This is a genomic window from Microbacterium sp. (assembly GCF_047607225.1).
In the GTDB taxonomy this organism is placed as follows: Bacteria; Actinomycetota; Actinomycetes; order Actinomycetales; family Microbacteriaceae; genus Microbacterium.
The window spans coordinates 83,199-89,651 of the sequence record NZ_JASGDO010000072.1 but is presented as its reverse complement, the minus strand read 5'-3'; the positions used below and the strand labels follow the sequence as shown (position 1 = coordinate 89,651).

Here is a 6,453-nt window from a genome sequence, read left to right as displayed (position 1 = left end):
GCCGAACCCACGCGCGGTGCTCCCCCACCCCGCCGGGCGCCGGCGCCGCGGGCGTCGCCCAGATCCCCCCGGGCGCCTCCCACCCCGATCCGCTCATCGCCCGAAGCTCGCCGCGAGGCCGCTCATGACGTACTTCGACGCGAACGCGAGGAGCAGCATCGGGAAGATCGCCGTGACGATGAGGCCCGCCGAGACCAGGGGCTGATCGCTCGTGAACCGGCCGCCGATCTGCGCCAGAGCGGGCGTCAGGAGCCGCAGGTCGTTGTCGGGTAGCAGGATGTAGGCGAACAGCAGCTCGTTCCACATGCCGAGGAACTGCAGCACCGCGAGGGTCGCGATGCCGGGCGCCGCCATGGGCGAGGCGACGCTGATGAGCGTGCGCCAGAACCCCGCGCCGTCGACCTTGGCCGCCTCCAGCACGTTCTGGTCGACGCCGGCGAAGGCTGCCGTCATGAAGAACACCGCGAAGGGGAGTCCTGTCGCCACGTAGACGAGGATCAGCCCCTGCAACGACCCGACCAGCCCGATCCGCGAGAGCAGGAGATAGATCGGGATGATGAGCACCTGGCTCGGCACGAGCATGACCGACACGAACGTCGCGTTGATCGTGCGGGCTCCGGGGACATCGAGCCGGGCCAGCGCGTAGCCGGCGAGCATCGCGATGGCCAGCTGCAGCGTCAGCCCGATGACGACGACGACCACACTGTTGCGCAGCGCGTTGCCGAGGTCGTAGTTGTTCCACAGCACGATGAAGTTCTGGAAGGTCCACTCCGACGGCAGGCCGAAGGGGTTCGCGAGGTAGTCGGCCTTGGTCCGGAACGCCGCGGTGGCGAGATAGACGACGGGGTAGACGATCGTCACCGCGATGAGGGCCAGGCCCACCCCGATGGGAAGGCGCGCCCGCTTGGGCACACCGACGTGATTGGTAGCCATCAGTCATCCGCCGATCGGAAGAAGCGCAGCTGCAACAGGGTCAGCCCGCCGATGAACAGGAACACCATGACCGCGAGGGCCGAGCCTTCACCCAGTCGCGACGACGAGAAGGCGAGGCTGTAGATGAGGTAGTCGAGGGTGGTGGTGTCGTATCCGGGGCCACCGGCGGTCATCACGAAGATGAAGCCGAACAGCGACGTGAACGTGTAGAGCACGTTGAGGATCGAGACGAGCACCACGACCCGCCGGATGTTGGGGAGGGTGATCGACCACAGGCGCCGCCACCATCCCGCACCGTCGAGCACCGCCGCTTCGAAGACCTCGGGGTTGATCGAGCTGAGCCCGCTCAACAGGATGAGCGATTGGTAGCCGAACCCCGACCAGACCAGCGCCAGCACGATGACGAAGATCGCGCTGCCGGCGCCCGCGAAGAAGTCGACGGGTTTTCCGCCGAACGCCTCGATCAGCGCGTTGACGGGACCGCTGTAGGCGAACAGCGTCTTGAACATGAGGCCGATGACGGCCGTGGACAGCACGTTCGGCACGAAGAACAGGACGCGGTAGAACTTCCAGCCCCGGATCCGCTCGTACAGCAGCACCGAGCAGACGAGCGCGGCGAAGATGACGATCGGCACCGACACGAGGAACAGCAGGTTCGTGCCGAACACCTTGTACAGGAGCGGGTCGGTGAGGAGCTTGACGTAGTTGCCGAGCCCGACGAACTCGAACCGGAGCCCGTTGGTCTTGTGGAACGAGATGAACAGGGCGTAGCCGACCGGGTACACCATGAACCCGAGCGCCAGCACGAGGGCCGGGGCGACCGCCGCGAGCGCGACCCAGCGCTCGCGGCGACGCCACCTGCTCTTTCCCCGAGTGGGAGGGGTGTCCCCGCGAGATGCGGTTGACGGGGACACCCCGGTCTGTGTGGTCATCAGTCCGACTTCTCGGCCTTATAGGCCTCCTGCAGCTGCGACACGGCGTCGTCGGGGGTGGTCTGTCCCGTGTACACGGTCGCGTTGAGGCGGTAGAAGAGGTCGATCACGGACTGCGGCATGACGTTGTCGAACGGGTAGACGACGGCGTCGGCCTTCGAGACGTACTCGGCCTCGGACTTCAGGTAGTAGTTCGTGATGACCGAGGTGTCGGCCGAGGCACTGTTGGAGGGCTCGGTCTGGAACAGCTTCACGTACGTGTCGATCGTCGCCGGCTGCGCGAGGTACTGGAGGAACTTCTTGGCGAGTTCCTTGTTCTCGGAGTAGTTGGTGATCGAGACCGACACGTTCGGTCCGCCCGCCAGTGCGGTCGGGAACTGCGACCCGGCGAGCGTCGGAATCGGGAAGACCCCGGCCTTCTCGCCCATCGCCTCTTCCAGCGCGCCGTTCTCCCACGCCCCCGAGACCATGAACAGGCCCTTGCCCTGCACGAAGCCGGTGAGCTGTTCGGAGTTGCCGATCGAGCCGGCGTCGGGGTTGGTGAGGCCCAGGGAGTAGAGCTTCGAGTACGCCTCGTACGCCTTGACCATCGCGGGGTCGGTGAGGGGCGTCTTTCCGCTGTACATGTCGGTGAACGCGTTGGAGCCGAGCTGACCCCCCACGAGTGCGGCCATCACCCAGGCTCCGACGTAGCCTTCCTGGTTCGGCGTCCAGAAGGGCACGGCGTCGCCGATCTTGCCCTTGGCCTGCTCGCCGAGCGCGATCATGTCCTCCCACGTGGCGGGAGGCGTGGACAGGTCTAGGCCCGCCTTCTCGGCGAGCTCCTTGTTGTAGAAGACGTAGAAGTAGGAGCCGCCGCCGTAGGGAAGACCGAGGAGGGCACCGTCCTCGGCGTAGCCCGCGCGGACCGTGTTCCAGCCGGAGAGGTCGGTCATGGTCTCCTCGGAGAACACGCCGTCGAGGTCTTCGAGGAAGTCGGCGTAGTCGACGGTGTTTCCGCCGGTGTAGCCGATGCGCACGTCCGGGCCGTTGCCGGCGATGGAGGCGGCCTGGAACTGCGCGGCGTCCTTCGAGATGTCGCCGGAGAGGGTGACGACGTCGACCGTGACGCCGGGGTTGTCCTTCTCGAACTGGTCGACGGCGATGTTGAGGAAGGAGTTGTCGGCGACGGCACCGTCGTCGGTCTTCTTCGTCAGCAGGCCGGGATCCCAGACGGTGAGGGTCTTCGACTCGGTCTTGTCGCCGTCGGCGCCGGGTGCGCAGGCGGCCAAGCCCAGGGTCAGTGCGCTCGCAACGGCGAGAGCGCCGATTCGCAGGAGCTTCATGTCGGTTCCTTTCACAGGGTGATTGCGGTGCGGGTAGAGAGTTCTTGATCGATCAAATTCGGAAGCGCGAGGAAGCCGTCGCCAGATGCGGGGGTTCATAGCGCGGCCCCGAGTCCGCCGTCCACGGCGAGGACGGCGCCGGTGACATATGTGTTCTCCGGCGAGGCGAGGAACGCGACGGCGCCGGCCACCTCCTCGGGCGTGCCCGGGCGACGCAACGGCAGCCGACCGTGCTCGATGTACACGCTCTGGAACCAGTCGGTCTCGTACTCGGTGCGCCCGTCGGCGAGGCGCGCCATCGGGGTGTCGATGAAACCCGGCGCCACGGCGTTGACGAGGATGCCGTGCGGTGCCAGCTCGACGGCGAGCGCGCGTGTGGCCGCGTGCAGCCCGCCCTTGCTCGCCGCGTAGGCGACCGAGCCGGTCGCGGCACGATCGGCCTGCACCGACCCGACATTCACGACGCGCGGAGCAGCGTCCCGGCCCAGGAGCGGAACGAGACCCGTGGTCAGCCGCACAGCGGCGGCGAGGTTGATCTCGAGCGTGCGCGTGAGCGCGTGGTCGTCGTCGGGCTCGACGACCACGCCGGCGGCGTTGACGAGCACGCCCAGCGCGCCGCCTGCCCCCAGTTCTGCCCGCACGGCCGCGGCGGTATCGGCCCCGGAGACGTCGAGCGCGAGGACTGTGGCGTCGGCCAGCTCGCCGGCGACCTCCGACAGCCGGGAGGCGTCGCGATCGATCAGGACGAGCCCGTGGCCCGTCGCGGCCAGCCGCCGCGCGACGGCAGCACCGATGCCGCTGGCAGCGCCGGTGACCAGCGCCGTGCGGTTCGCAGCTAACATCGGGCGTCCTTGCTTTCGAGTCGCATTGATCCTACCTAAGACGTTCTCGAGAGCAACAGCCCCCGGAACCTCGGGATCGAATGTAGCGCAATTCTTGTTTAGATAATACCTTTGGGTCAAGAGGTGATCATGGACGACTCCGTCGAGCTGGTGTGGAGCCACGGCCGTGGCCGGGTGGACGCCACGGCGGCGATGCTCCGCGACCTGACCATGACGGGCGGCGGACGCCGCATCCGTCCTCTCGCGCAGGCGGCGTGGAATCCCCAGGATCCCGAGGTCGCAGGCCTCCCGGGACACCTCCGAATGCTGGGCGGCGACTTCGTGTGCCTCCCGTTCGGCTCGGCCGCCGTCCCGCCCGACGCTCCGGAGGACTGGCGACGGGTCGGCACCCCGGCCCCGGTACCCCCGCACGGCATCACGGCCGACGCACGGTGGCGCCTCACCTCCCACACCGCGGAGGACGGAGCGACCGCCGTCACCGCGACGCTCGTGACCCCTCCCGAGCACGATGTCGCGCGCATCGTGCGCCGCGTACGCCCGGTTCCGGGACGCGCGCGCATCGAGTTCGACCTCGAGCTCACCGCGCGTCGACCACACCGCACCTCGCTCGGACTGCACCCGATCCTCGCGCTCCCCCCGGTCGGATCCCCCCGCGGCGCCCGCCTCGACGTCGTCTTCTCGTGGGGATGCGTATGGCCGGGCCGCCTCCACGAGGACTGCCGGCCGGCGCCGGGGGCGCGCTTCACCTCCCTCGACGCGGTGCCCGCCGCGGGCGGGGGCACGGTGGACCTCACCCCCCTCCCGCCACCCCATCCCACCGAGGAGGTCGTACAACTGGTGGGTGCGCGATCGCCGTTCCGCCTGCACCATGCCGACGGCACGGTCGTGGTGGTGGAGTGGGACGACACGCTCTTCGACTCGCTCCTGCTCTGGCTGTCCGACCGCGGTCTCCCCGAGGCCCCCTGGCACGGTGCCTACCGGGGCCTGGGCGTCGAGCCGGTCGTGTCGGCATTCGACTTCTCGGCGACCACGTCGGCCTCAGGCAACCCGCTCTCCCGCGACGGGGCCCGCACCACGCTGGGGCTCTCCCCTGCGGCGCCCCTGCGCACGACCCACGCCATAGAGGTAATAGTATGATGATTGACTTCTCACCCTCGCCGTTGATGGCGCTTTCCATCTCGGACCACCGACTTTCATACGATCTGAGAGAGGACCGTCGTGCGGATCGATAGCGTCGACTTCTTCTACGCGAGCATGCCTGAGGTGACCCTCGAGGCAGACGGCAGCCAAGACGCGCTGCTCGTGCGCGTCCGCGCCGACGACGCCGAAGGGTGGGGTGAGTGCGAGGCGTCGCCCCTCACCTCGATCGCGGCCTTCATCGCACCGCGGTCCCACGGCGTCTGCCGGCCGGTCTCCGACTCGGTGGTCGGGGAGCGGCTCGACGGCCCCGACGACATCAGGCGGATCGCCCGGCTCGTCGCGCGCAACAGCATGGATCTCCTCCAAGCCGCCCACACCTTCTCCGGGATCGAGATCGCGCTGTGGGACCTCCTCGGCCGCGTCCGCGAGGAGCCGGTGTGGCGCCTCCTCGGAGCGACGACGACCCACCCGAAGATCCCCTACGCCTCCGTCCTCTTCGGCGACACCCCCGAGCAGACCCTCGCCCGAGGTCGCGACGCCGTGGCACGAGGATTCCGCGCCGTGAAGTTCGGATGGGGTCCCTTCGGCACCGGAACCGTGGCCGACGACGCCGACCAGCTCCACGCCGCGCGGGAGGCGATCGGCCCCGATCGCGAGCTGATGGTCGACGCGGGCCAAGTGTGGGAGAACGACGTCGAGGCGGCCGCCGCCCGCGTGCCGGCCCTCGCCGACGTCCGCGCGCTCTGGCTCGAGGAGCCGTTCGGCGCGGCGGAGTACGACGCCTACGCCGCGCTCGCGCGGGAAGCGGGTCCGGTCCGCCTCGCGGGCGGCGAAGGAGCGCACGAAGAGGCGATGGCCCGAAACCTCATGCGCCACGGCGGGATCGGCTTCGTGCAGATCGACACCGGACGCGTGGGCGGCATCGCGCCGTCGGCCCGCATCGCCGCTCACGCCGACCGGCTGGGCATCACCTACGTCAACCACACCTTCACGTCGCACCTTGCGCTTTCGGCCTCGCTTCAGCCCTTCGCGGGCCTTGCCACCAGCGTGATCTGCGAGTATCCGGCCGAGCCGAAGCAGCTCGCCGTCGACCTCACCCGCACCCACCTGAGGCCCGACACCGACGGCCTCCTCCATGTGCCCGACGCCCCCGGCCTGGGGGTCGAGGTCGACACCACGGCGCTGGCTCCCTACCTCCGGTCGGTGCAGATCACGGTCGACGGGGAAACGCTGTACTCTAGCCCGCAGCCCGACAGCGCGGTGCTGTCGTCGTGACGAACG

The 6,453-nt window shown here is 68.9% G+C and carries 6 protein-coding genes; 2 read left to right on the top strand and 4 right to left on the bottom strand.

The genetic code is table 11. From position 1 onward, the window contains the following. Positions 1 to 93: 93 nt before the first annotated feature. From QM591_RS15410 to QM591_RS15395, 4 genes are all read right to left on the bottom strand, one after another. The gene (locus QM591_RS15410) at positions 94 to 933 is read right to left on the bottom strand and encodes a carbohydrate ABC transporter permease (RefSeq protein ID WP_415133630.1); all 840 of its coding nucleotides are present in this window, start codon (positions 931 to 933) and stop codon (positions 94 to 96) included. Next, positions 933 to 1,865, bottom strand: a complete 933-nt coding sequence (locus tag QM591_RS15405; RefSeq protein ID WP_415133628.1) for a carbohydrate ABC transporter permease — start codon at positions 1,863 to 1,865, stop codon at positions 933 to 935. Before QM591_RS15405 ends, QM591_RS15410 begins: the two co-directional genes overlap by 1 nt. Further along, complete coding sequence (locus tag QM591_RS15400; RefSeq protein WP_415133626.1) at positions 1,865 to 3,190, bottom strand: ABC transporter substrate-binding protein; 1,326 nt, start codon at positions 3,188 to 3,190, stop codon at positions 1,865 to 1,867. The genes QM591_RS15405 and QM591_RS15400 overlap by 1 nt, the downstream gene beginning before the upstream one ends. A 95-nt stretch (positions 3,191 to 3,285) precedes the next feature. After that, entirely contained in the window at positions 3,286 to 4,032 is a 747-nt protein-coding gene (locus tag QM591_RS15395; RefSeq protein WP_415133624.1) for an SDR family NAD(P)-dependent oxidoreductase, read from the bottom strand. 129 nt (positions 4,033 to 4,161) lie between these two features. Here QM591_RS15395 and QM591_RS15390 point away from each other — a divergent pair, with 129 nt between their 5' ends. Continuing rightward, on the top strand, positions 4,162 to 5,169 hold the full coding sequence (locus QM591_RS15390) for a hypothetical protein (protein WP_415133622.1): 1,008 nt from the start codon (positions 4,162 to 4,164) through the stop codon (positions 5,167 to 5,169). Positions 5,170 to 5,250: 81 nt separating this feature from the next. Then, positions 5,251 to 6,447 (top strand): mandelate racemase/muconate lactonizing enzyme family protein, encoded by a 1,197-nt coding sequence (locus tag QM591_RS15385; protein WP_415133620.1) that lies wholly within the window; start codon positions 5,251 to 5,253, stop codon positions 6,445 to 6,447. The last annotated feature ends 6 nt before the right edge of the window (positions 6,448 to 6,453 follow it).

Excerpts from the sequence above, each read along its gene's own strand:
- QM591_RS15400 (WP_415133626.1), bottom strand. The coding sequence starts at position 3,190 with ATGAAGCTCCTGCGAATCGGCGCTCTCGCCGTTGCGAGCGCACTGACC.
- QM591_RS15410 (WP_415133630.1), bottom strand. The coding sequence starts at position 933 with ATGGCTACCAATCACGTCGGTGTGCCCAAGCGGGCGCGCCTTCCCATC.
- QM591_RS15390 (WP_415133622.1), top strand. The coding sequence starts at position 4,162 with ATGGACGACTCCGTCGAGCTGGTGTGGAGCCACGGCCGTGGCCGGGTG.
- QM591_RS15395 (WP_415133624.1), bottom strand. The coding sequence starts at position 4,032 with ATGTTAGCTGCGAACCGCACGGCGCTGGTCACCGGCGCTGCCAGCGGC.
- QM591_RS15405 (WP_415133628.1), bottom strand. The coding sequence starts at position 1,865 with ATGACCACACAGACCGGGGTGTCCCCGTCAACCGCATCTCGCGGGGAC.